We start from the raw sequence: 23,025 nt of genomic DNA on the forward strand, positions 1-23,025 counted from the left end.
GCTCATTTCAGCGTGTTGCCCCACAGGTTCTTATCGTCGACGTTCGCCTTCGTCACGAGCGGCGCCGGCAACTGGTCCTCGAGAACGCCTGGCTGCAGTTGCACGATCGTGCTGCCGTGATCGGTCGGACCCGGCTTGAAGCTCTGCCCGGCGAGCGCGGCCTTCATGTAGTACAGGCCGTACTTCGCGTACAGGTCGGCCGGTTGCGACACGGTCGCGTCGATCTCGCCCTTGCGGATCGCATCGAACTCCTGCGGAATGCCGTCGTTGCTGACGATCACGACGTGCTTCGGATCGCCGGCCGGAAACAGCATCTGCTTGCGGCGCAGCGTTTGCAGCGTGGGGGCGAGATAGACACCGCCCGCCTGCATGTAGATCGCCTTCACATCCGGATTCGCGGTGAGCAGACTATCGAGCGCGCTTGCCGCGACATCGCCCTTCCAGCCCGCCGGAATCTCAAGCAGCGACAGGCCCGGATAGTTCTTCAGGCACGCGCGGAACGCTTCCGAACGGTCGCGGCCGTTCACCGATGCGAGGTCGCCTTCAATCTGCACGACCTTGCCCGTCTTCACATGCTCGCCAATGTACTTGCATGCCTTCTCGCCATACGCGTGATTGTCGGCACGCACGACCATCGCGACCTTGCCCTGCGTCGGCGCGACGTCGACGGCGACCACCTGCACGTTCTTCGCCGCCGCGGAGTCGAGCGCGCGGCTGATCGCGGCCGAATCGATCGGCCCGACCACGATGCCCTTTGCGCCGAGATTCACCATGTTGTTCATATCGGTGATCTGCTGGGCGGGGTCGTTGTTCGAGTTCACCGGCGCGAGGATGTCGATACCCATCTCCTTCGCGTACTTCGGCAGGTAGTTGTTATACGACTGCCAGAACGGCGACGTCAGCAGCGGCAGACCGAGGCCGACCTTGCCGGCATCGGCGGCCTGCGCAGCGCCGCTCGCGGCAAGACCGGCGACGCACGCGGCGGCCATCCCGACCGACAGTGCCGAATGAACGAAACGGCGGGCCGTGCTCGACCCGTTGACGAAACTCATATCTGTCTCCTTGTAGGCCGGGGGTGAGCCGTTTGCGTGGCTACGCCGGTCCCATGCTTTGTGCTTGCGTTGTTTGAACTGCCAGACCCCGAGCGGCCAGCCGTTGCGGCGCAACAGCCTGCTCTGTGGGAACTCTCGTCCTGCGCTTTCTCGTGGATTGGCGTCGGCCGCATGTCAACTCATCGCAGCAACCATTCACCAATGAACGTATTATTCATATACGAACTTTTTCAAGTCAAGGCATATGCGGTGCGGCATCCGTCCGTGTTTTCCCTAGCGGCGGCGGTTCGCGCGCCAATTCCTTAGATAATGGGATGAGAACAAATCGACATCAGACGGTCACAATGGACGCACACGTGGACGACAGGGACGACGGAGACCGTTATCGCGCGCCCGCGCTGGACAAGGGTCTCGACATCCTTGAACTGCTTGCGGAGCAGAAAGGCGGCCTGACGCGCGCCGAAATCACCAAGCTGCTCGGGCGCAACGCAAGCGAGATGTACCGGATGCTCGAGCGGCTCGTCGCGCGGCAATATGTGGTGCGTTCGGCAGGCGGCGACCGCTATTCGCTCAGCCTGAAGCTGTACGCGCTCGCGCATCGGCACCCGCCGATGGAACGATTGATTTCCGAAGCGATGCCGCTGATGCAACGCTTCGCCGCGCAAGCGGAACAGTCGTGCCACCTCGCTGTGTACGACCGCGGCAATCTGCTGGTGATCGCCCAAGTGGATGGACCAGGCACGTGGGGTATCGCGGTGCGTCTGGGCTCGCGCGTCGGTCTGATCGATACCGGTTCGGGCCGTGTGATGCTCGCGTTCCAGACAGCCGAGCAGCGCACGCAGATGCTTGCCGAGCACACCGCCGTGAAAGGCGAAGTGACGATCGATCACACTGCGCTCGAAGCGGCCTGCGAGCGTATTCGTACGGCCGGTTTCTCGCAGAAGGACAGCCAGCAGATTTTCGGCGTCACGGATCTGACCTTTCCGTTGCTCGGCTCATCGGGCCAGGCGATCGCCGCGCTGACCTGTCCGTTCCTGAAGCGCATCGACGAATACGTCGCACCGTCGCTCGACGAAACCATCGCCCTGTTACGCGACATCGTGCAGACGATGTCGATGTTCCGCGAGCCCAGCGCTTACGACGAGTCTGCTGCGCACACGTCGCCTTGACGGTGGAAATCGCGCTGGAAAACGCACACACATGCGTTAGAATGGCGGCCCTTTCAGAACCCGCCGCACGCGCATCGGCGCGTGCACGCTTTCCATCCGCTCCGACACGCCATGGCCAAACTTCTGTCCGATCAGGAATTCCAGCGCTTTACCGAACTTCAACAGAAGCAGGCAAGCTTCACGATTACGAGCGATGAGGCCGACGAACTGCGCGGCATCGTCGCGCGTGCCCAGCAAAAGCGCGACGATCGTGCCGCGGCGATGCAGGCAATCGAAACGTATATCCGCCAGTTCGACATCACGCCGGACGAACTCTATTCACCCGAGCAGATCAGTGACGCAGCGCGTTCGTATGGGCTGATCCCTGCCGCGAAGAAAGAGCGCGCGCTGCCGCCGACGCTAACGTTCAATGGCAAGCCTTATCAATGGACGCGCAATCTGCCTGACGACATTCGCATGCCGCTCTTCGAGGCGTTCAAAGGCGGGCAATCGGTGAAGGCGTTTATCGCGACGCCGAAGGACGCGGTACGCTGCGCGGCCACCATCGCGCGGCTCGAGCGTGAAACAGGCGCCGTCTACGCGGATGCGTGGCTCGAAGAGCTTGCCGTGTCGCGCGCGCAAATCGACGAGGCCGCGGCAAAGCTCGCGGCCTGAGCGTTCATCTCCGGGTTCAGCCCACACCGTGCGGCACGCTCGTTCGCGCCGCCGGTCCACGCGTTTTCTCCTCTCCTTAGCTAGCGGTAAACCGGCCGCACATCGAAGTTATTCCGCGCCCGCACGCTACGCGACAAATATTTTTCCTGCCCGCGCCATTCGGCCGCTCACGCACGAAGTTTTTCGAGCTGTCAGGAATATCTGCGCGAAGCGTCATGTTTACCCGATTGCATACCGCACAACTCGTCAAGGAGACGGAAATGAAGAAGTTCGCGATGTTCGCTATGGCGCTTGCAGCATTCAGTTCAGCCAACGTTTTTGCGCAAGGTAAGACGCGCGCCGAAGTCTACCAGGAACTGGTGCAAGCGAAGCAGAACGGCCTCGATTTCGTGACGGACGCTTCGTATCCTGACGTCAGTCCGGTCTATCAAACCACGGTCGCCTATCTGAAACAGAAGGCACTCGCCAAGAACGAACAGCAAAACGGTCGCTCGACGGCGGACGCCGATACCTCAATGAAGCATTGAGGTCACCGACATGCAACGCAATCCCACCCCAATCGCCAGACACTCGGTCCGCGGCGAATCACGTCGGCGCGGACTGCGCGTGATACTCGACACAGCGCGCCGCTCCAAAGGATTATGGCTCGCGGCCGCAGCCGTTTTCGCATTCTCCGCCTGCGCATCGCTGCCGCCTTCGGACAGCAACGCGACCAACGCGAATGCGTGCGTCGGACCTGTCAGCTACTGCAATATCTTCTTCGGCTCCTGAGAGCCATTCATCGACCTCTGCGCCTGGCGGCATCGCGTAATCGCATAGCTGATATGCACGCCGCCTCGCGCGTGCGCTGTAACCCGATCCACTTCCCGAACGAACTAACTCTTAGACAGGGGTGTTCAACACACCGCTGACACCCGTTCATTCACCCACATGGAAGAGGTTATCGCGCTATGAATAACAACCGCCCTTTGACCGAGCGAATCAGCTCGTTTTTGTCGGACCGAGCGAAATCCGCGTACTGGGCCCCGCTGCCCCTTCGGCTGATCGTCGGATATGGCTTTATGGCGCACGGGTACGCGAAAATCGTCAAGCACCCCGAGGTCTTTGCCAACATTCTCCACGCGCTGAACGTCCCTGCGCCGCATTTCATGGCGTGGGCGACGATTCTGATCGAGCTGCTGGGTGGCCTCGCCATTCTGGTCGGCGCATTCGTTCCTCTGGTCAGCATTCCGATGGCGGCCGTGCTGCTGGTCGCCACGCTGACCGTTCACCTGCAGTTCGGCTTCACATCGATCAAGCTGATGGCCGTCACGGCTGCGGGCCCGCAATTCGGGCCGCCGGGCTACGAAACGGATCTGTTGTATCTGGCATGCCTCGCGACGCTTATCCTCGGTGGCGCGGGTCCGTTTTCGGTGGACGGTTACATCGGCAAGCGGTTGCGCGCAAATCACCCATGAACGCGCCGGATGCGCAGCACCTGAGCTTCGGCGACCAGATGCTGTGCCACGTGCCGCGCCTGCGTCGCTACGCACGCGCGTTGCTTGGCAATCGCGAACGCGCGGACGACCTCGTCCAGGACACGCTCGAGCGTGCGCTGCGGTACGCGTCGAACTTTCGTGCGGGTTCCAATCTGAACGCATGGCTGATGACGATCATGCACAACGTGTTCGTCAATGACGTGCTTCGGGCTGCCAACACAAGAACACACGTCGCAGTGGACGACGCAAGCATCGTCGAGGATGAATTGATGGTCGACGGCCATCACGCGGCGGGGCTGGAAATGCGCGATCTCGACGGCGCGCTTCAACAGTTGCCGCCCGACCAGCGGGAAGTGGTGCTGCTGGTCGGTCTCGATGAGATGAGCTACGCGGAGATCGCGCAAACGTTGAACGTGCCGCTCGGCACAGTCATGTCGCGTCTTTCGCGTGCCCGCCATAAGCTGCGCACCTTGCTGTCGCGTGACGTGGCGCCCGCCCGGTGATATGCATCGCGTTGCGCGCTGACACTGCAGCGCGATGCCGCTTCAGTTCCGTTCGGTTTCCTTCGGTTTGCACCGGTTTGCGGCGGTTGATGGGTTGACGTCATTGTCACCGCCCGCTGCGCGCGCCATTACCAGCGCAATACCTTTTCTCCGACCACTGCCCCGACGAGCGTCGGTATCGCGATCCCGAGCAAATACCATGTCGCCCAGAAAGGTACGCTCGTCTCCGGGCACTTCAGGCAATAGACGGCCGTGCCGATCGCGCCGGCCAGCAGTCCGGCCGCCGCCCCGGTCAGGCGCAAGCGCGTCGGCGCAAGACTACGCACGACCGCGAGAATCGCAATCAGGCCCGGCACCGACAGCAGTGCGATATTCAGCGAGCAGGTGCGCCATGTACGCCCCATTAGCAGCGACGCGCGTGCATCGGGAGGCGCAAGCCACAAGATGACGAGTGCGATCAGCAGGACGGTCGCGGCCGGTACAGCCAGCCACGCCCATGCGCGTCCGATGGCCACGCCAGGCCGCGACAGGCGCGCGGTCGCCAGCAATGCCGCGCCGGCCATCGTCAGCGCGAACACGATCTTGGCCCAGAAGATCGGCGTGCCCACGAGCCACGCCAGATCGGCTCTTACGCCATAGACAGGCAGCAGCACCGCGATCGCGCCGCCAGCCGCAATCGATAGCGCGGACACGATACGCCGCTCGACAACATGCGTTCCAACCGGCGCGGCGTCCGCGGCCAGGGCTTCGATCAGGTTCTCGGTATTCATGCTTTTCCACCACCACGTATTTTCAATGCCAATGCCTTGAGTCCGCGGTGCACACCAACTTTCACAGCGGGTTCGGAAAGGCCGGTCGCGCGTGCGGTCTCCTCGACCGAGCGGCCTTCGACCTTCACATGAAGAATCGGCAGCTTCTGCCGGTCGGGCAACGTATCGAGCAGCTTGCCGAGATCGCGCCTGATTTCCGCAGGCTCGATCTCGGATTCGGCAAAAAGCTCCGGGAAATCGTCGAGCGGATCGTGCAACGCTTCGTGCCGCGCGCGAGCGCGCAGAAAGTCAGCGAGCTTGTAGCGCAGGATCGCGTGCACCCACGCGGTCAACGGTTCGTCACGCCGGTAGGTGTGCCGCCCTTTGTGAATCGCGATCAGCACTTCCTGCAGCACGTCTTCCACATCGTCACGCAGATTCGGCAGGCGTTTGCGCAACAACGCACGCACGTGTCTCGCAAGATCCTGCAAAAACACGTGGTAGGCGGCCGAGTCGCCGTCGAGCGAACAGATGAAGAGTGTTCGCAAGCGTTCCTCCACCGGATGTGTGTGAGGTCCCTCAGTGCATTGACTCATCGACGATTGCTCGCGCAGCTCCTTTCCGTGCCCGTTGTTACAGCGCGGCCTTCAGAAAGATTCCGCGATCATTCTTCTAGTTCGTCTGGTGGAGCAATCCGGTTACAGCGCCGCGCGAAAAAATAGGCGCGAAAAGTAGACCTGAAAATCATCCACCACGCAAATGGAAGCGAATTGCAAGGATGTTGACGGCTTAGGACTATTCTTCAGGTTCGTCGAGCGCCATTCTGAAGCCCACGACGGACGGATCGTCGGTGGACGTGACGGTGAAGCCGCATGCCTTTGCAAGCCCGATCATCGCCGCGTTTTCGCGCAGCGCTTCGCCGACCAGCCAATGCGTGCCGCGGGCTTTCGCATACGCGATGATCCGCTGCATCAGCAGGCGCCCGAGACCACGGCCCTTCTGGTCTGAACGGACCGCGGTCGCGAACTCGGCGGTTTCGTTATCAGGGTCCGAAACCGCGCGCACGACGCCCAGCGTGCGCGTCGTGCCGTCTTCGTTCGGCACCGTCGCGATCAGTGCCATTTCGCGGTCGTAGTCGATCTGCGTCATCCTCGCCAGCTGCGAATGGTCGAAGCCGCGCACCGCGCCGAAAAATCGTAGACGCAAGTCGTCGGGCGTCATTGCTCCGATCAGTTCCCGATGCGCCGCTTCGTCCTCAGGACGAATCGGCCGCACGCTGAGCCGCTGGCCGTGCCAGTCGAAGGTCTGCTCGTAGCGGCGCGGGTACGGAACGATGGCGAGCCGGCTGCGCGTCGCGGACAGGCGGATGCGCGGTTCGACCACCGCCACGCGATCCGTCATCACACGCAATACGAGCGACAGGCCCACGATCTCGCGAATATCGCAGACTGCTTGCGATACCGACGTCAGTGCGGCGAGCACGGGCTCGGGGTCCATCTGTCTCGCGTGGGCTGATTTCGACACGATGTCACGCGACAGGATCGGGTTCAGCGGCGGCAGGCCGTAGCGACGCAGCGGCGGCGAGATGCCGTCATCGGATGGTGCGGTAAAGCGGAACACGGGGCCGAAGTTGTCATCGTCGCGCAGTTCGACCTTGACATCGACGATGCCGGATTTCGAGGCCTGTTGTGGCGATAGCGCGACCAGACCAAAATGCGCAAGGAGCCGTGCGGCTTCGCCCCCTTCGAGTTCGGTGACGCCTGCCTGAAGCGCTGCGCACGCTTGCGCCTGCGCAGCGTCGACCGCCTCGGGTACGCGTGCGGGCAAGCCTTCCGGTGTCTGCATCAGCAATTCGCGGCCGAGCCGATAGTCGACCAGACGCGCGAATGCGCGGGCAAGGCGGCGCGGCGTCGAGTGAACGGGAATGCCGTGCGCGTGCAACGCATCGCGTGTCGCCAGTGAAATACCGCCGAAGAAGCAGGCAAGCAGCCCGCGGTATGCGTAACGCTGGTGGGCGATCAGGATCTGCGCGACCTGTTCCGCCGGCGCATTGTGGGTCGATGCATGCACAACGAATGCGGTACCGGTTTCATGCTGTTCGGCGAGCACCTTAAGCGCGGCGCCGAAGTGCTCGGGCAATGCGTCGCCGCCGAGCAGCAGCGGGTTGCCGGGCGTCGCGCGCGGCAGTGCATCGCGGATGGCCGCGGCGTGCTGCTCGGAACATGGCGCAAGGGTGTCGCCGGCGGCGCGAAATGCGTCGCACGCGAGCGTGGCGACACCCCGGTCGCTGGTGATCAGTGTCGCCGCTGTGCCGGCTGCGACACGGCCGACGCCGAGTGTTTCGATTTCGTCGAGCAGGTCGTCGAGCGAATCGACGCGTACCATGCCCGCACGGCGGAATGCGGCGGTATACAGCTCGTCGACCGGATCGCTGCGCCCTGAGCGGAGCGCGAGCACAGGCTTGTTGCGTGCCGCGGCGCGCGCCGCCGACATGAACTTGCGCGCAGCGTGGATCGTATCGACTTCGAGCAGGATCGCGCGTGTGCTGGCATCGCTGGCGAGATAGTCGAGCACGTCGCCCGCGTCGACATCGGCTTCATCGCCGAGCGCGACCGCATGCGAAAAGCCGAGTCCGCGCGCGTCGGCCCAGCCCAGCACGGCGTTGGTCAGCGCGTTCGATTGCGAGACCCATGCGACGCCACCTGCTTTCACCGTGCACGCCGGCGCGCCGAGATGCGCGCACAACGCGGGCGTGATGACGCCGAGGCTGGCGGGTCCGAGAATCCGCAACAGATGCGGACGGGCGGCGGAGAGCGCGTGCTTCAGATGAAGCCGGTCCTCATCGCTGCGTGTCTCGCCGACGATGATCGCCGCGCGTGTGCCGTGGCCGCCAAGTTGGTGGATGATCGACGGCCAGCTCGCGGGCTTCGTGCAGATAATGGCGACGGTGGGCGGTTCGGGCAGATCGCCCGCTTCGCCGACCGTTGCGTAGCCATCCAGACTGTCGTATTTCGGATTGACTGCCCAGATCGGGCCGGCGAAACCGCCTCCGGTCAGGCGATTCCAGACCATCGCGCCGACGCTGCCCTGACGGTGCGACGCGCCGATCACGGCGACGGATTTCGGACGGAATAGTGCATCGAGATTGCGGACGGTCACGGGCGCTCCTCGAATCAAAAGCGCGGTGGGCGGCAGAGACGTGCCGGCTGCGCGTGTTTCAACAGGATAGGCGAAGTCGTGTCCGCGTGCGCGGTTCAAGCGCCGGCTACTGATATGACATTGTGAAGGTTGCAGCCCCGTTGACGGTTCCGGGGACAACCGGGCTGGCTGTCTGCAGGTACTGCACGACGAGAGGAATCTTCACTACGCCACCATTCGATGTGCCGACAAACCATTGATTGACGTTCCCGGCATTCTTCGAATCGGGTCCAAAATTCACCGGGTTTCCCGAATTCAGAATCTGGAGGCCAACGCCTTTTGCGGTCGAATTCGGCTTCAGCGACAAACTGTTCGAGGTGTTGGCCGGTGTGGTGTTGTCGGTCAGCGTGATGAAAATCCGAACAACGGACGATGGGCAATTCAGATTGATCGAAGTCGCCTGGGCGCCGGCCGTCGAGCCGACGCGCTGGAATGCGCTGGGACTGATCACGGGAAGCGTGACCGAGATAGCGGACGTTGTCACGCTGCAGGCGGAACTGGTGATCGTGCTTGAATTCGCAGGCACGACAACGTTGAACAGCGTGCCCCCGCTGGCGTTGACGAAATAGGCAGCAACCTGATTAGGCAGTCCAGCGCCTCCGCCAGGATTGAGCGACAGCGGTCCGGATGCGACGGGCCCCGTTACGACCAGGTTCGCGGTGACAGATACCTGGGATTGAAAAGTGGGGCTCGCGGGTCCGCCTGGTGTCGCGGCGTTGCTCCATCCCGAATCCATCGCGATACTGCTGCCAAACCCGCCGCCAGACAGTGACGACGTGTACCCAATTCCCGCCACGGAGGTCGTGCCTATCCGATTTGCAACAACAGGGCCGGCCCGGATAGCCCAATACAAGGTGTCGCTGCCGGAACAGGTTGCATAGTTAACGCCCGCGGCGGCGCCCGTCACGGGTACGGTGACCGTCGCTATCACCGTACCGGCCGGCGCATTGGCGGGGACGCTGATGGATGCAGGAAAGTTAATCGATAGGGTCCCCAGATTTTTTGTACTGGAACAGCCCGCTTCCGCTTCCCGCGAGACCACCTGCAACACCACCGCCACGACTGCTGTGCCAATGAGCCGGACCGATATACGCCGCAGATGGCCCAACGTCGCAACGAACCGCGTACGTCGGGAGGGTGTTCTCAAACATAACTGCGAACCGCGCAACGCACCGATGGAGTTGTTCACGGGACGCCCTCCCTTTGGCAAGCGTCCTGAATATCGACGCGTCACCTATGAGAATAGACAAACCGCGCCACAACGAATATTCGATGGATCGCGGCGCATGTGTGCCGCGAATTCTGTGGCATCAAAAAAAGGTTCTCGCGTCCGCTTGGCCCCACAAGAAGCTAAACCATTTGAGCCTCCAAACGGGGCGAAGCGCTGCGACAAGCGTATTGACGACGTCCATCCTTTGCTTTGATAGTTCGGCGTAGCGGGGTTCGCCTTCCGCCTGAAAGATCGCTATCGGAACCTGCTCTCAATCCCGGCCGAACGGCACTTGCGGCGGCTCCAGTTCGACGACGGTGTGGGCAATGCGGTCATGCAAAGCTTGCGACCGCTGATTGAACAGTATCCACAGGAAACCCGCGCCGCACGTCGCGAACGTGAGCAGATAACCGAATGTACGCAATAGCGCCTGCTTCGCGGTCATCCGCTCTCCCGTGACGGCATCCACGATTCGTATCCGTACCGCACGCTTTCCCGGTGAAGTACCCCATGAAGCCCAGAGCATGCCGGTGACGAGTATCGGAATGCACTGGCCGACGAACAGCCAGAGTACGACGGACGAACCGAACGCCACCGGGTTCGCAAGAATGTCTTCTGTCGACGGGCCCAGTGGAACGAACAGGACGATGAGCGTCCACCAGATCGAATCGATAAAAAGCGCGCGGGCGCGCTGTGAGAAGGCTGCATAGCGCATTACCGGTCAGTCCTCAGTGGGTGCTGTGGTATGCCGACGGAACAACGTACTTGATGATGCCAGGCGTTGCGTACGCAAGCCGCGAATTCATGTCCCATTAAAATATAGTTCTCACTCGAAACGAGCGTAAGTAGTTGATTCCTCGTACGGCCGCAATCTTGCGGTCGGGTCATAGTTTTCATTTTCCAGCGGGCCTTCATCTTCCCGATACACTCAGGGTTGCCATAGTTTTCATTCGAGGGTCGCCGGCGCTGTTGCCCTTCTCGTCGCGTCGCAGTTGCTCAGCAGGCGCCGCCGCTACAAGAAGCGGGAGCCCCTATGGTCGCTGAGCGACGCGGATGCTCGCCCACCTAGTCGGCCAACTTGGGGCACGAACCGCTGAACAATTCGTCAATGAGCTTAGCCGTCGCGTCGCGGCTTCGGTGCGCGTGTACTCCCGCTCGATGCGCCAGCCTCCACGGAGTGCGCGGGATACCTGTGGGCCAATTCTCGTATAACCATCGCACGCGTCGGCACTGTATAGATTCAACCGTCTCGACTGACTGGCTAACGACGTCGGCTGTTAGCGGAAGCTTTCCGTCCCTAAGCTGAATTGCGAAGGAGCGACTGCCCACAAACTTCATAATAGAGGCCTTCGTTACACGCTGTGGAGGCTGAATTGACGCCAGTTTCGCTGCAGCATTGCGCACTTGCTCGCATAGTTGTACGTCATAATAAGCCCAATTGATAGAAGCCGATTGCCGCTCCTCCTGCAGCACTTTCGTGCTGGTAAGCTCGGGTTTTCTACTCCGCATCTTAAGCGCCGACTCGCTGCTACCATTATGACTACGCCGTCGAGTTTCCCCACCGAGCATCTTGCGCACGGTTGCCAGTCCCACGCCAAGTTGCGACGCAATCCTCGAACGAGGCACACCGTCTCCGGCTAGTGCTTTAACTTTCTCGCTGAATACATGACCGTGTTTTGTGACATATAGTTTGACGGGTTGACCGGTTGAATCGAGCTCGCCCAATCGGGCAGTAAATTCATAGCCACATGAGCATAGAAATCGTCCGGCGGGCCTAGCATTCCTTCGAGTCTTACCCAAAGAATACTTTGTTATTGTGGGCTCCCAGTAATGTTCAGCCGTCGGATTCTGGCAACGCCATGGCCCAGCCGGCATAACGGGCCTACGTGTACCGTTGGCCCCGCACGACTCTAGAAAGATTTCAACCAGCAAATGCCGTATTGGCGTATGGCATCCCTCTTGAGCCCGGATAACCTTTCGAATCCAGCTATATGATGAGGTTTCGTCCACCTCGCACTTCAAAAACTGAAGGACCCGCGAGCCGTAAAAATTCTTAAACTCGCGAGATAAATTACGATTGTCCACCATATCGCTGTTTCTCATGAACCCGTTGCGTCGTAACCCTTCGCGATATGTCGACCGTTGTTCCTCGAGCGTGAAACTCCGCCTCTCCTCCAACAACCGGACACCACGCTCCGAAATTTTCCAAAGTAACTCCTCGTCGCGGTCCGAGAACCCCACAACATAGTCACGAGTTGGCATGTCCAGCTCTGCACAGCGAGACGGTTGCCGACCGCCCCCAATCGGTCTGACCTCAATGTCGGTCTCGACCAAAGGCAGATTGTGGATGGTGCAAAAGTGCACTCCTTGTAGTTGATGGGCGCGACGCCAATACGCCTCCCCTTCAATTCGCGTATCGCGTTCAAGACAAGCACGACAAGTTCGCATGTAGACCGGTAACGGGACCCTTTGGGCACCTAGACCAATTTTCCTGAACAACGAGCCACGCATTGGGTAGTCACTCCGCATCTCATCAACGAGTTGGCTTTGTCGTTCCGTCCCGACAAACGCGGCGTGAAACGGAAGCAATGTTCTCTTCCAGACGAGGTCATCTGCTGTCTCGGTTATTAAATGCCCCACGTTGTCGACGAAGAGGTCCATGCGATTAGGGAAATCCATGGGAACGACATTTACATGTCTTCCGTAAAGCCCCTGCGTAGTCATTCCCCACGACCTTGAGAGTGTGTGCCTGTGATGGCGACCAATTGCACTCCTAAGAAGTTCGTCTTCATAGAACATCGGAAAATAGCTAATCATCGCACCCCTCCTATTCCATGTCAGACCAGACGGGGTTGCCCACCGCACCCGAGATTTTCAATGCATCGTACGCCGTGCAATTGGAGCCTCGTTCAGCGACAATTTTTCTCAGGTCTTCTTTCGGAAGACTCGACGGCTCCGAAGATTCTGCTTTCTCCCGACGCCTAGACGGAGCACGCCCGCGTTTCCCGACAATCTTAACAATCTCAGGTACAGCCTGCTTGGTGGTCTGCTCGGGGGAAAGGTCAAACATTTTTGCTGTCGTCAGTTCGGCCATTTCGGCAGTCAAACCCTCTGTACGAAGCATTTCCAGGATTTGTGCACGTTTGGAAGCTTGCTCCTGCTCAAATCGACGGCGCAGAGCCTGCACATCGATTTTCTCCACCATGCGAAGCTGTTCGCGTTCCAAAACCTTCTCAAACTCGAGGGGCCTCAGGTCATCGTATTTGGCGATGCGAACGGGGTCACCCGAAGCCAACGCATCCAACATCGGCTTAAGCAGCTTGAATTCATCACCTGCCACCGCTTCCATCAATTCCGCCGTAACTTCTTCCTCACCAGTAATCATCGCTCGATATTGCGATAGGACATATAGTTTTACGGCGAGGTCAACGACACCTTGCGTTCGCTGGTAAAACACCTTTGAAATCTCGGGAGAAAAAGCGATTGATTTTCGTGTCCATTGGTAGCTCCATAGCTCCTCCATCAGATAATCCCACTCGTCCGTGTGGTCAAAACGTGTCCAGACGAGCCCTCCAAGCCCCGCGCCTCTGCGCGCCTTACTGAAATCGGCCTGTAGCAGTTCCTGCGCGGCCATAGTGCCTACGAGAACAATGGGTGTCCCGGAAAGATTGACCAACGTTACGAAGAAATTTAGTACCTCCTCTCTCGCAGTGCCCCGAGCAGAACGGATATATTGCACCTCATCAAAAATGATGCCTCCGATGGCGTGTATGCGAGCGATGTTCGCCACCTCAAGGATTCGCTGCGGGGTTGTTACACCTTTAGCTCCAAATTGGAGTGCGTAGTGTTGTCTACCGAGCGCCAAGTCAACTGCCTCGAAAAAGCTCAAACATAGCTGCTTTATGCCGGCATCGGGAGGGCATTCGACAATCAGCCAGGGAATTTGATTTATCTGGTATTTTTCATGCCATATGACCTTCGGATATTGTGCGATAGTTCGGCGAAGCGAACGCGTCTTCCCCGTCCCTGACACGCCGATTAGCGTCATCGACATTGACGGCGGAAGTGTATCCAGACCAGCACCGTCAAAGTCCTGCCTCTGACTCATTTGATAGATTTCTTGCAACCTTCTCCGGAACTCGGGAGTCATAGGATTGCGCTTTCGATATCCGGTCCTCATCAAGATGTCCAAGCGCATTCCGGCGTCAAAATGACGCCCCAGTGGCTCAAAGTACTGAAACATGCGTTGAATGCAATGGGCTCGCAAATGTGACGGGAGTTGACGTTCGGATTCGTCGTATGGCGGACGTTCCGGCAGAACGACCGCGAGCCGCTCGTAAGAGACTTCTGGGGGCAGCGCTTCGATAAACGGATTACCCCGGTACTCAGCCAATGGGGAGGAGATGTAATTCGCTATCACTGCATTGGGACTTGGTGTCACGATTGTTTCGGACAGTCTTGAACGGCGTTTCATCTTTGCTTCTTACGAATATCGAATATTGAGGGGATTGCGAACGTTTTTTTCTCACTCTTAGCCATTTCCGCAGCTCCGTCGCCCAATTCGACAACAGATGTCTCAGAGGAGGAAAAGGTGAGTTTTTCGAACTCCCGCTGAACCTTTCTCTCGGTAGCAGCGTTTTTACGGATGTCGCCTGTGCGCTCCGCCTTGCTGCGCTCGTCCGGCCCTAGCGAGGCTTTGCGTTCTATAGCATCAAGTGCAATCTTTTCCATTTGAGCATCCCGGCCCAAGCTTTTTTCCAACACGCGGTGTGCTCTTTCAGCTTTGTTTCCCTTGGCCCTACGCTGCATGGCGAGCAATTCCTGCAGACAAAGTCCGAACTGCTCTTCATCGTCGGAGATAAGGCGGCAGACCTCAAAGCGCCTAGTGTCGTGCGGGTCGTGTAGCAAAATCTCATCGAGACATCTAGTGTCATACGAAACACTTACCTTCCAAGCTCCACTACCGCGCGCCTTGGTGTACCACCCTGCTTCATGGCCCTGTCGGCTTGCATAGTGGCGGTTGTAAAACTTGATGCCGGATTCCGTTACCGTGGCTTCCTCGGTGTGCATCAGCGCAAACTGAAGTAACTTCCGGTCATAACTCTTCAACATGCCGGCCCGCTTCTTTATGCCCCAAGCCCACAGTTCATTAGGTATTGGAAGTACCCCATCCCGAATCATTTCTGGCGACAGCGGGTATTCGCCAATCGTCGTGGCGTTGTGGTCGAGTGCCGACAAAATCATGATGCGAGTGAATTCATACAGCGTGAGCGCAGCATCAAGGCGATAGTCCTCGGCTCCGCGCTGCCGATAATCGACATCGATATATCCGGGCAGAAAATGCTTGAACTTTGCGGGCAATAGTCCGAACATACGCTCGACTATTCCCTTCCAGTCAGGACGGTAAGGTGGAGTATTCTCAACTGTAATGCCGAGCACATTCGACATCCGCTCGGCCAGCGCCGACTCCAGTTCGCCTCGGTCTCCAAGGATGACCGTACTGAGGCCAGCGGCCGGCCATTCCTCGGGCGAAATCGGGATACGATACTCGTTACAGAATGCGACCTTGTCGGAGGCTGCATTCAAAAGCGCCATCATGGCAGCTGTCCATGACGCGTGCTCAAGGCCGACATAGATTCCAACAATCATTCGAGACCAAACATCGATAACCACGTAGACGACGGGGCGACCGATGATGTCGTTCGGATTGACCTTCGAAACCAGATAGACATCGGCAATGGTGGCGTCGATTTGGTACCGAAAGCCCGGGCCGATTGCCTCATGAGTGGAATTACCAAGCAACGGTCGTAAAGTGCGTTCGAAGAAGCGCTTCCCCTTACGTGCTTTGACCTCGCTTTCTTCGTTGCGACCAACTCGATACCAATAGTAAAAACTATCGTAGGTAGGAAGCTTGCCTTCCTCCCGGAGTATCAGTTCACGCTGACTATCATCCTCTACATACTCCGAAAAGTGTTTCCGAAGCATCTGCCTGAATGCAGCAGCCAGCGTTGCCTTCTTGTTACGAAGATAGTAGTTTTTGATTGCAACTTCGAAAATTTTCTGCAGTGCCGCTCCGACGTTTACACCAACGCCAAGGGTGACACTTCGCGGCCGACCACGCTTTTTCTCCGTGTCCGCTTTGCGCTGCCCTCGATTGCCACATTTATCCCAATCTGGCAGTAGTGCGTTCCTGGTCATCCCACGTTGCCAGTACGCAAAAAACCAATTCCGGATTGTGTCTTTGTGAACACAGGACTCCGCCGACAGCGCACGAACCATCGCCGCGCGCGTATCCGCCAGGTATACGTTGGGCTCGTCTGCAACAAGGGCCGAGATATGGCTCCACGCAGTGTCCCGCCGTTCGCGCGCCTTGACACCAAGCTGGCTTTCGGCCGGCAAGCGTAGAAACAAGTCTTCTGCGACCGGCTCGATTTTTCCGACCGCAGCTAGCGCTTCCCAATCGGTGCGCTTTGCCCATTCTGGCGCGTTCACTTTCGCATCGACCTGGATAGAGACAATCGCGTCCGCCGACGGAGATATCCAAAGAATGCGCCTGACCTGATTCAGTTCGACAAACTTGTAGAGTTCGTTCCTGAAAAAAATCATGCCGCTCCTCCTATGCTGCGCGCCGGTCTTCTGGCACTGCGCCGGAAGTTTGTGACGCGAGCACACGAAATACCGCTGTATCAACACAGATATCCATTAGCGGGGTTTCCCAAAGATTCTTCCTGTCGATGTCCGTCGTGAGCACCCGACGCGCGAGCAGATGGCGAGCCACGAAAAGATGCGTTCCCGGCACACAATCGCATTTCTCATCAAGACTCGAACACACAGTGTTCAGCCTCGACTCGTTCCGAGTATTCGCCTGGACGTAGGACACTAGCCGATGCATCAGTTCAGCGAAATAGCCTTTTCGCGGCTCCTGAATGTCGTTAATGTCCCAGGCACTTCGCATCCAATCCAGGGATTCGATTTGGTCCATCGGAAGTTCGCGCTCTGTGCTGATGTACCACTTAACACCTTCTTGCGTAGCCCAGTATCGCCGCTCGATTTCCAACTTTTCCATAACCCGAGCGTCATCGAGTTCCTTTGCAGGCTTGATAGCCCAAGCTTCAAGCTTTCGATTTGTGCCGGAACCCAGAACAACGAGGAAGTCGGTCGTCATCACCTCTAGTTCATCGCTGCGCGGGTCTTTCGGATGCTTGATGCCAGCCTCTTCCGCGATTGCTATCGTTTTGTCACGGTCAAGCGGAAATTGCTCTCGAATATCGATTACCCCCGGAGCCCAGTCCAGAAGAAGGAAGTGCCGATATTCAATGTCCGACAGGAGTTGATGGACCCGTTGCGTCTTCCAACCATAGGGGCGATGTACGCGACCGTCGCTAGGGACGTCTTGAATGGTAAGCCAAGGCTTGTAATTCGCACCGCTGCCTTGTCCGCGTCCTTCCTTAATAAATCTCGCCATCTTGGTACTGTCGATTACATACTTACGCTTCGCCATTATTTCTCCTCCAGCAGACTGGATAGAAGAATAAAACCACCAATACAGAAAAGCGATTCATTCATAACGTTCTCCATGCCAACAAGGTAAGGAGATGTTAGGGCTATCCAGACGATTATTGCAACATCCATAACGGTGAATGAGATGCCGATAGCCTTTGGACCAGCGAATTGAAAACACGCCTAACTCAGCTAGTGTCCATTTGATAACAAGAAATCATTGAAAATTTCAAAACTCAATTTCCAAATTAAATCAACGCAATTACAGACCCGCATCAATATCAACAAACCTTGATATTTAATATCTTATGAGTTGGGAAACTTTTCAAATGCCAGATATCGAGCACGGAGATTTTTGAAGAGATGTCGCATTTATACAACACAATCGAGGCCCCCTTCATATCCGGCCATTAGCCACGCACGTCGTTATCAGATTGGTGGCCAACGTCCGGTGGTAGTTTACTGCGCCAAGTGCACCGCCAAGCGGTGCGGAGTTTCGAAGGTGTTCTGGAAAAACCGAACGATGTGCTCTGCCCAATGCATGCGGTCAAGGCATCCGCAGCGGGTAACTTCACCGTATACGAACCCATGTCCGACGAACTTCAATAGGCCACCCCAAAATCGCACTAACAGCAGCGCGACTCCGATTTTTAGAGGCGTACGTCGCAATACCTCTCAAACACCCATGGCATATCGTCGCCCAACGCCGAGTACAGGTCGCTCTCGCCCCGTAGCTTTCTGGTTGATAGAAGGTTATTGATGTAAGAAGCGAGCGGCGGGCGATGCGTAAGTTCACCCCGTTCTATGCCATTCACATAATCGATGTGTCTCACGGGAGAACGACGTAATATATCTTCCGACGACACGGGACCCAAGTCATTGCTTGCCGCTCATTGCGGTCTTACAATCGCGCAACGCTGAATAAAACGAATACGAATCGGGGGATTCATGGATTGGTGGAAATATGTCATCGCCGTTGTGGCGGCGCTCGGCGCTGGCTGGACGTTGAAAATAGCAATTTCGAGCCGGTCGTCGCGTTCAAAGCGAGCGACGTTCGTATCGCAGAAGAACAATCACGTCGGCGGTGACCTCGTCGGCGGGGATATGCACAAAAACAACCGCGAGTAACGTTCGTGTTTACGAGCCAAAGCCACAATGATGTCGAGGGAGACCTCGTCGGCGGCGATAAGGTCGACAACAGCAGAACGATTGTCATCCATCCTGTCGTCAATAACGCTGCGGGACAGGAACTCGCGGTGCTTTACCAGAAGTACAAGGCCAACGGTGTAGGTGACCCGTCGCACGGCCAATTTTCCGAGAAGTTGCAGCACTACATGTCCGCCATAACGGACGGTGACGTTCGTGGTCTCGACGCAAAGCTACGCGAGAGCGGGCGAGAGGACCAGCTCCGCACAGCAATGGACTTAAAAGAGCGAGCGTTCAAGTCCATTATGCGTTACCAGACCTCGCGTACAGCGCAGCGGGTCTACACAATCGTCCTATCCGAACTCCATGCCGCGTTCACGCTAACGGTTACACCCGTCATCCAGGAGGGTGCGGAACGTGTCGCCGTCGACCAGTGCATCAACGCCATTCTGCAGTCGACCAAGAACATTCTGGGCGAAAACGTCTTTGAATTTGACGTCATGGACCTGCTCGCACTCCTGTACTACCTCGGCGGCAATTGCCATCTAAGGTGGGACAAATGCTGATTTATCATCCTGCATACGATGCGTACCACTGCGTGTTCCGCATGCTACTCATCGCTGAACACGTGAAAGACCTCGAGATAGAAAAGGCTCGACTCCTAGACTTCTATCTGTTGTTCCCCGGCATGCTCGTTCATGCCCGGCTTCCAGACGAGCTCAGAGCACTGCGCTCCCAAGCCAAGTCGCTGGCGAATGTTTATCGGGACCCGGTCAGCGGTCTCTCAACCTTTCGAGACATGCGCCACATTCAGGAAGCCGCACTGAAGTCGGTCGCGGCCTCCGGCCTGATTGACGTTAAGCAATTTGAACGCGGATTTGTTAAACGCACCGAGATGCTCCTTGCCCCTGGGTTGAAGGAGAAGCTGGACGCTTTTACTTTAGCCAATGGTCCGGTGGTCGATGGTGTGCTGGCTGGCCTATCGAAGCTTCCTCTTCTCGGCCACAACGGACTGAAGCATCGCTCCGAACTTATGGAATATCGGTATGACTTTGCTTGAGCCTACGCTGCGAGTGAATCGCCTCGTTGTCTTTCAGGGGGGCCACGTCGCGTTTGACTGCCCGTTCCACACCGGCGTGAACGTTATTCGCGGGCGCAATAGTTCCGGCAAAACGACGGTCATGGACCTCCTGGCATTTTCGCTTGGCGCCGAGAATATTAGGTGGAAGCCCGAGGCGTTGCGATGCTCTGCGACCTTCGTCGAGGTGCTTCTCAACGGCGAAGTCGCCTGCCTGCGACGAGATATCGGTGAGACGCTTCTGCGTCCAATGTCCATCTTCTGGGGCACGTTGAACGAGGCGTTGAAGGCGGGACCGCAACTCTGGGAAATGTATCCGTTCAAACGCAGCGTGCACCGTATCAGCTTCTCACAAGCGCTTTTCGATGCGCTGAATATGCCCCAGGCCCAAGGCGACGGTGCATCGAACCTGACGATGCATCAGTTGCTGCGCGTGCTTTACGCCGACCAGCCATCCGTGCATAGCCCAATTTTCCGACTTGACAATTTTGATACGCCATTGACCCGAGACACAGTTGGTGGCTATCTCGCTGGCGTGTATGACGATGTACTGTACTCGGCGCAGTTGCGCTTGCGCGAACTCGATGCTCAAATTAGCAAGCAGGAGACGGAGCTTCGAAGTATCTTCAACGTGCTCGGACGTTCTGGACAATCTCCGGACTTGGAGTTCCTTAACATCAAAATCGTTGAGCTTGAAGAAGCACGCGACAGGCTTTCGGCTTCCTTAGCTAAACTTAGGGAAGAGCGGGCGCTTCCCCGAAAGGACGCAAACAAAGCACGTGCTTCGGCTGACGAGCTGCGCAAGGACTTGAATGTCGCGCGACATGAAGAGTCGAAGTCGAAAGACAAGCTCGCCTCCCTCGACCTCGATATTGCGGATTCACATCTGTTTGTGAAGGAGCTCGAGTCGCGCCTCCGCAGCCTGGACGAATCCAAAGAGACGCGCACTTATTTCGGCAATATGCAATTCCGCTATTGTCCCAGTTGCTTAAGCGAGCTTCCCGAGGCGCGGACTGATGCAGAGCATTGTCACCTCTGCACCACCGCCCTTGGCGATGGTCGCGCAGATGCGCAGTTGCTGCGAATGCGCAACGAGCTGAATATCCAACTCAAGGAGTCGACGTCCCTTATTCAGGAACGCACGAAAGATGCTGACAAGCTGCGCGTAGACATCCCCATTCTTTCGCAACACGTGCGAAAGCTGGAGCAGGACTACAAAGCCGTGGCGAATACCTGGTCAAGTGATGTCGAAGTGGTCTTGGAGGAGACCGCACGTAAGCTAGGCGCGTTGGATGAGGAGATTCGCCAAGCCTATGAGCGCCAAAAGCTGGCAAGTGTTATCTCTGACCTGCAGAAACGGCGTGACGAATTGACCGCTGAGGGCAAGCGACTGGAGGAGAGCATTGAACGGCTGGAACAGAAGCAGGAACAACGGAAGACCGAGGTCGCAGATGCCGTGAACACGGCTATGACTCGACTGCTAAAGCTCGACCTTCCGTTGCAGCCGGAATTTATAGGGGCCACGACATCGACTTTCGACTTCGTGAGTAACGAAGTCTACGTGAATGGCTCGAAAAATTTCTCGGAAAGCTCTGCAGTCGTCCTTCGGCACGTCTTCCACCTGTCGCTCCTGACCGCGAGCGTACAGAAGCCGTTCATGCGTGTGCCGCGCTTCCTGATGCTTGACGGCATCGACGACGGTGGGATGGAGAAGGAACGCAGCCATCGTCTCCAAGAAATCATCGTCGAAGAATGCAGCACCTACGAGGTGGACTATCAGGTGATTTTCGCGACATCGGAAATCAACCCCATGCTGGAAACATCCGACCTCGTCGTGGGTCGTTTCTTTACACCGGACGCGCGTTCCCTAGACGTTCGGGAAACTTGACGGCTTGTTCGCCACTATCAGGGAAGTGGCCGCGCGAGGACGCGTGCAACGAAGTCCTGAGAGGAACGCTCTTTTCGGAATTGATGGTTCAAAAGCAAATCAGCAGGAGAGACTGAAGTGTCGTCCATCGTTCCAGCGGAGTACGAAGGTCGCGAGCAGGCGCTTGTGAAACACGAGCTGCTTCGACACTATCTAGAGAAGCTTGTCATGATAATCGGCATGCACGCAAGAAAGAAAGGGCACGTCGAAGTCTGCTATGTAGATTGCTTTGCCGGACCATGGGGCGCAACCGACGACACCCTGGAGGGGACATCGATATCGCTTTCGCTTCGCATTCTGTCTGACTGCAAAAATGCTCTTGAGACACGCGGCATCCGTGTCACTATGCGAGTGCTATACATCGAAAAAATTCGAAAATCGTTCAAGCGTTTGCAGCAATATCTGAATATGCATGCGCCGCCGGCTGTTCAATGTGCCTGTCTCTGCGGCGACTTCCTGGAGCTACGTCCAGATATACTGCAGTGGTGTGGAAACGAAGCATTTGCGTTCTTCTTTGTCGACCCGAAAGGGTGGAAGGAGGTCGCGCCATCCAGTTTGGCACCGTTGATTAAAAGACAAAAATCTGAACTACTCATCAACTTCGCTTTCAACAATGTCAACCGCACTGTGTCGATGAGTGGTTGGCAGGCAGAGATGGAGAAGTTGTTGGACGGCCCACTCGATTTGGGCAGTCTGAGTGCCGGGGATAGAGAGGTCGCGCTTGTCGACGCGTACCGAAAAGGGTTGGCCCGTTGCGTAGTGGCCAAGCAGACACGCTTTCGGCCACGGACTGCTTATGTTACGGTTCTTGACCCTCTGCAGCAGCGGACCAAGTATCATCTGGTCTACCTTACCTCGCATCCGCGAGGAATAATAGAGTTCATGGACGCGTCCGAGCACGTCGATATCGTCCAGCGCCGAGTTCGGTCCGCAGCAAAGCTCGATGCCAAGGCAAAGGAGACGGGCACACTCGACATGTTCGGGCCATCTGACGACGCACTTGAGGGCGGCCGCGAACGCCTGTACGGGGCCAACGACGTTGACGCCTATTGGCGTCGCTATCTTTCCGAAGGCGCCCGCGTGGTCGACACAGCGGCTTTTGCCGATATCCTCGAGGAGACGAACTGGTTCCCTGCGGACTTTCAGGCGTCGCTGGCACGCCTCATAAAGTCCGGGAGCTTGCGCAATATCGATGCGAGCGGGCATACACGCTGGAAGCGCCCACTCCACTTTGAAAAGGGTGAACGTCTGGAGCTGGTGTGAGGGAAAAGTGCCTGAGCCACCGCTTTTGTAGCGTCGCGTGATTTCTCCATTCGCACTGAATTCATGGGCTGCAGATGCGTGGCTTGAAAGCCTACGAA

20 protein-coding genes are annotated in these 23,025 nt (G+C 57.6%); 10 read left to right on the top strand and 10 right to left on the bottom strand.

What is annotated here, in order from left to right:
- Window positions 1-2: 2 nt before the first annotated feature.
- Window positions 3-989, bottom strand: a complete 987-nt coding sequence (locus tag HV796_RS12635; protein ID WP_246355844.1) for a sugar ABC transporter substrate-binding protein — start codon at window positions 987-989, stop codon at window positions 3-5.
- A gap of 407 nt (window positions 990-1,396) precedes the next feature.
- On the opposite strand from HV796_RS12635, the gene HV796_RS12640 reads away from it, so the two are divergent.
- The 5 genes from HV796_RS12640 to HV796_RS12660 all read left to right on the top strand — a co-directional run bounded on the left by HV796_RS12640 (window position 1,397) and on the right by HV796_RS12660 (window position 4,856).
- Window positions 1,397-2,221, top strand: a complete 825-nt coding sequence (locus tag HV796_RS12640) for an IclR family transcriptional regulator (RefSeq protein ID WP_175226826.1) — start codon at window positions 1,397-1,399, stop codon at window positions 2,219-2,221.
- A 111-nt stretch (window positions 2,222-2,332) separates the two neighbouring features.
- Complete coding sequence (locus HV796_RS12645) at window positions 2,333-2,875, top strand: hypothetical protein (RefSeq protein ID WP_175226827.1); 543 nt, start codon at window positions 2,333-2,335, stop codon at window positions 2,873-2,875.
- Window positions 2,876-3,135: 260 nt separating this feature from the next.
- Window positions 3,136-3,402 carry a DUF4148 domain-containing protein gene (locus tag HV796_RS12650; protein WP_175226828.1) on the top strand — a complete coding sequence of 89 codons (267 nt, stop codon included), beginning with the start codon at window positions 3,136-3,138 and terminating at the stop codon, window positions 3,400-3,402.
- A 423-nt stretch (window positions 3,403-3,825) separates the two neighbouring features.
- A complete protein-coding gene (locus tag HV796_RS12655; RefSeq protein ID WP_175226829.1) occupies window positions 3,826-4,332 on the top strand; it encodes a DoxX family protein in 507 nt (168 codons plus the stop codon).
- A gap of 20 nt (window positions 4,333-4,352) precedes the next feature.
- Window positions 4,353-4,856, top strand: coding sequence for an RNA polymerase sigma factor (locus tag HV796_RS12660; RefSeq protein ID WP_175226944.1), 504 nt, complete (start codon window positions 4,353-4,355; stop codon window positions 4,854-4,856).
- Between the two features lie 128 nt (window positions 4,857-4,984).
- Here the strand turns inward: HV796_RS12660 and HV796_RS12665 are convergent, their stop codons facing one another.
- The 9 genes from HV796_RS12665 to HV796_RS12705 form a co-directional block, all read right to left on the bottom strand.
- Window positions 4,985-5,626, bottom strand: a complete 642-nt coding sequence (locus HV796_RS12665; RefSeq protein WP_175226830.1) for a DUF1109 domain-containing protein — start codon at window positions 5,624-5,626, stop codon at window positions 4,985-4,987.
- Window positions 5,623-6,201: a sigma-70 family RNA polymerase sigma factor gene (locus tag HV796_RS12670; RefSeq protein WP_175226831.1), complete on the bottom strand. Its 579-nt coding sequence runs from the start codon at window positions 6,199-6,201 to the stop codon at window positions 5,623-5,625. Before HV796_RS12670 ends, HV796_RS12665 begins: the two co-directional genes overlap by 4 nt.
- Before the next feature lie 199 nt (window positions 6,202-6,400).
- The gene (locus tag HV796_RS12675) at window positions 6,401-8,764 is read right to left on the bottom strand and encodes a bifunctional acetate--CoA ligase family protein/GNAT family N-acetyltransferase (protein WP_175226832.1); all 2,364 of its coding nucleotides are present in this window, start codon (window positions 8,762-8,764) and stop codon (window positions 6,401-6,403) included.
- A gap of 106 nt (window positions 8,765-8,870) precedes the next feature.
- On the bottom strand, window positions 8,871-9,992 hold the full coding sequence (locus HV796_RS12680) for a fimbrial protein (protein WP_175226833.1): 1,122 nt from the start codon (window positions 9,990-9,992) through the stop codon (window positions 8,871-8,873).
- Between the two features lie 292 nt (window positions 9,993-10,284).
- A complete protein-coding gene (locus tag HV796_RS12685; RefSeq protein WP_175226834.1) occupies window positions 10,285-10,728 on the bottom strand; it encodes an RDD family protein in 444 nt (147 codons plus the stop codon).
- A gap of 350 nt (window positions 10,729-11,078) precedes the next feature.
- The gene (locus HV796_RS45810) at window positions 11,079-12,830 is read right to left on the bottom strand and encodes a TnsD family Tn7-like transposition protein (protein ID WP_175226835.1); all 1,752 of its coding nucleotides are present in this window, start codon (window positions 12,828-12,830) and stop codon (window positions 11,079-11,081) included.
- Window positions 12,831-12,840: 10 nt separating this feature from the next.
- On the bottom strand, window positions 12,841-14,487 hold the full coding sequence (locus HV796_RS12695; RefSeq protein WP_175226836.1) for an ATP-binding protein: 1,647 nt from the start codon (window positions 14,485-14,487) through the stop codon (window positions 12,841-12,843).
- A complete protein-coding gene (locus HV796_RS12700) occupies window positions 14,484-16,619 on the bottom strand; it encodes a Mu transposase C-terminal domain-containing protein (protein WP_175226837.1) in 2,136 nt (711 codons plus the stop codon). Before HV796_RS12700 ends, HV796_RS12695 begins: the two co-directional genes overlap by 4 nt.
- A gap of 10 nt (window positions 16,620-16,629) precedes the next feature.
- Window positions 16,630-17,514, bottom strand: a complete 885-nt coding sequence (locus HV796_RS12705; RefSeq protein WP_175226838.1) for a TnsA endonuclease N-terminal domain-containing protein — start codon at window positions 17,512-17,514, stop codon at window positions 16,630-16,632.
- Between the two features lie 947 nt (window positions 17,515-18,461).
- Between HV796_RS12705 and HV796_RS12710 the strand changes: the two genes are divergently transcribed.
- From HV796_RS12710 to tcmP, 5 genes are all read left to right on the top strand, one after another.
- Window positions 18,462-18,641: a hypothetical protein gene (locus HV796_RS12710; RefSeq protein ID WP_175226839.1), complete on the top strand. Its 180-nt coding sequence runs from the start codon at window positions 18,462-18,464 to the stop codon at window positions 18,639-18,641.
- A gap of 5 nt (window positions 18,642-18,646) precedes the next feature.
- Window positions 18,647-19,225, top strand: coding sequence for an ABC-three component system protein (locus HV796_RS12715; protein WP_175226840.1), 579 nt, complete (start codon window positions 18,647-18,649; stop codon window positions 19,223-19,225).
- Window positions 19,219-19,719, top strand: a complete 501-nt coding sequence (locus HV796_RS12720; protein ID WP_175226841.1) for an ABC-three component system middle component 5 — start codon at window positions 19,219-19,221, stop codon at window positions 19,717-19,719. Before HV796_RS12715 ends, HV796_RS12720 begins: the two co-directional genes overlap by 7 nt.
- Window positions 19,706-21,625, top strand: coding sequence for an ATP-binding protein (locus tag HV796_RS12725; RefSeq protein ID WP_175226842.1), 1,920 nt, complete (start codon window positions 19,706-19,708; stop codon window positions 21,623-21,625). Before HV796_RS12720 ends, HV796_RS12725 begins: the two co-directional genes overlap by 14 nt.
- A gap of 117 nt (window positions 21,626-21,742) precedes the next feature.
- Window positions 21,743-22,927, top strand: coding sequence for a three-Cys-motif partner protein TcmP (gene tcmP, locus HV796_RS12730; protein WP_175226843.1), 1,185 nt, complete (start codon window positions 21,743-21,745; stop codon window positions 22,925-22,927).
- Window positions 22,928-23,025 lie beyond the last annotated feature (98 nt).

The sequence above is a fragment of the Paraburkholderia humisilvae genome, assembly GCF_902859855.1.
In the GTDB taxonomy this organism is placed as follows: domain Bacteria; phylum Pseudomonadota; class Gammaproteobacteria; order Burkholderiales; family Burkholderiaceae; genus Paraburkholderia; species Paraburkholderia humisilvae.

What these genes read in the sequence shown, in the direction of transcription:
- HV796_RS12645 (WP_175226827.1), top strand. Translation starts at nt 2,333, where the DNA reads ATGGCCAAACTTCTGTCCGATCAGGAATTCCAGCGCTTTACCGAACTT.
- HV796_RS12720 (WP_175226841.1), top strand. Translation starts at nt 19,219, where the DNA reads ATGCTGATTTATCATCCTGCATACGATGCGTACCACTGCGTGTTCCGC.
- HV796_RS12635 (WP_246355844.1), bottom strand. Translation starts at nt 989, where the DNA reads ATGGCCGCCGCGTGCGTCGCCGGTCTTGCCGCGAGCGGCGCTGCGCAG.
- HV796_RS12640 (WP_175226826.1), top strand. Translation starts at nt 1,397, where the DNA reads ATGGACGCACACGTGGACGACAGGGACGACGGAGACCGTTATCGCGCG.
- HV796_RS12695 (WP_175226836.1), bottom strand. Translation starts at nt 14,487, where the DNA reads ATGAAACGCCGTTCAAGACTGTCCGAAACAATCGTGACACCAAGTCCC.
- HV796_RS12655 (WP_175226829.1), top strand. Translation starts at nt 3,826, where the DNA reads ATGAATAACAACCGCCCTTTGACCGAGCGAATCAGCTCGTTTTTGTCG.
- HV796_RS12710 (WP_175226839.1), top strand. Translation starts at nt 18,462, where the DNA reads ATGGATTGGTGGAAATATGTCATCGCCGTTGTGGCGGCGCTCGGCGCT.
- HV796_RS12670 (WP_175226831.1), bottom strand. Translation starts at nt 6,201, where the DNA reads ATGAGTCAATGCACTGAGGGACCTCACACACATCCGGTGGAGGAACGC.
- HV796_RS12700 (WP_175226837.1), bottom strand. Translation starts at nt 16,619, where the DNA reads ATGATTTTTTTCAGGAACGAACTCTACAAGTTTGTCGAACTGAATCAG.
- HV796_RS12705 (WP_175226838.1), bottom strand. Translation starts at nt 17,514, where the DNA reads ATGGCGAAGCGTAAGTATGTAATCGACAGTACCAAGATGGCGAGATTT.
- HV796_RS12665 (WP_175226830.1), bottom strand. Translation starts at nt 5,626, where the DNA reads ATGAATACCGAGAACCTGATCGAAGCCCTGGCCGCGGACGCCGCGCCG.
- HV796_RS12685 (WP_175226834.1), bottom strand. Translation starts at nt 10,728, where the DNA reads ATGCGCTATGCAGCCTTCTCACAGCGCGCCCGCGCGCTTTTTATCGAT.
- HV796_RS12725 (WP_175226842.1), top strand. Translation starts at nt 19,706, where the DNA reads ATGACTTTGCTTGAGCCTACGCTGCGAGTGAATCGCCTCGTTGTCTTT.
- HV796_RS12650 (WP_175226828.1), top strand. Translation starts at nt 3,136, where the DNA reads ATGAAGAAGTTCGCGATGTTCGCTATGGCGCTTGCAGCATTCAGTTCA.
- HV796_RS45810 (WP_175226835.1), bottom strand. Translation starts at nt 12,830, where the DNA reads ATGATTAGCTATTTTCCGATGTTCTATGAAGACGAACTTCTTAGGAGT.